Source organism: Agromyces salentinus (assembly GCF_009749395.1).
Lineage (GTDB): Bacteria > Actinomycetota > Actinomycetes > Actinomycetales > Microbacteriaceae > Agromyces > Agromyces salentinus.
This window is the reverse complement of sequence record NZ_WBIR01000040.1, coordinates 1-1,060: the sequence shown is the minus strand read 5'-3', so window position 1 is coordinate 1,060 and position 1,060 is coordinate 1. Positions and strand designations below refer to the sequence as shown.

The 1,060-nt window shown below is 65.4% G+C and carries 1 protein-coding gene; it reads left to right on the top strand.

Annotation, left to right across the window (positions count from 1 at the left end):
• Positions 1-93 precede the first annotated feature (93 nt).
• The coding region (locus GQQ95_RS19260; protein WP_157429225.1) for an IS481 family transposase at positions 94-1,060 on the top strand (967 nt) is incomplete at its 3' end.

Here is a 1,060-nt window from a genome sequence, read left to right as displayed (position 1 = left end):
TGTACTGACCCGGATCGTTGTTGACGTAGGAGAGACCTCCGGGGTCGAGTTGGAGCTGTCTAGTTCTTCAGCTCGAACGCACGGAGGTCTCTCTTGTCTCACGCTAATGCCCGGCTGACTCCGGCCGGCAGGTTGATCATGATCCAGCGCATCCAGTCGGGGCGTCCGGTCGCGCATGTCGCGGCAGAGATGGGTGTCTCACGGACCACGGCATGGCGATGGTGGCGTCGGTTCCAGGAACACGGCCGGATCGGTCTGGCCGACCGGTCCAGCGTGGCTCGTTCGCATCCGCAGCGAACGCATGCGTGCGTAGAGACACGGGTGCGGATCATGCGTGCGTTGACCCGCCGCGGCCCGGTGTTCATCGCCGGCCGGCTGGGCATGCAGGCGTCCACGGTCGGCCGGGTGTTGACCCGGCACCAGACCCCGCTGCTGCGGGAGTTGGACCCGGTGACCGGACGGGTGATCCGGGCGACCCGTCGCTCAACGAACCGGTACGAGCATGCCGAACCGGGGTCCCTGGTCCACGTGGACGTGAAGAAACTCGGACGGATCCCCGATGGTGGCGGATGGCGTGCCCACGGCCGCAGCGAACAGGTCCGCGGCCGCGGCATCGGATACGACTACGTGCACGCCGCGATCGATGACCACTCGAGGCTCGCGTACCTCGAGATCCACCCAGACGAACGCGGCGCGACGTGCGCCGCCTTCCTGGAACGAGCGATCGCGTTCTACGCCCGCGTCGGCGTCCGCGTTCAGCGCGTTATCACCGACAACGCCTTCGCCTATCGAAGATCGGCAGAGTTTCGTGCTGTGTCGACCGTGCACGGCATCACGCAGAAGTTCATCCGCCCGCACTGCCCATGGACCAACGGGAAGGTCGAGCGGCTCAACCGGACCTTCGCTTCGGAGTGGGCGTACTCGAGGCCATGGGCATCCAACACGGAACGCGCAGCAGCCTTGCCAACCTGGCTCGACCACTACAACCTAGACAGAACCCACCTCGGCATCGGAGGCAAAACCCCCATCGACCGAATCAACAACGGTCGAGGTCAGTACA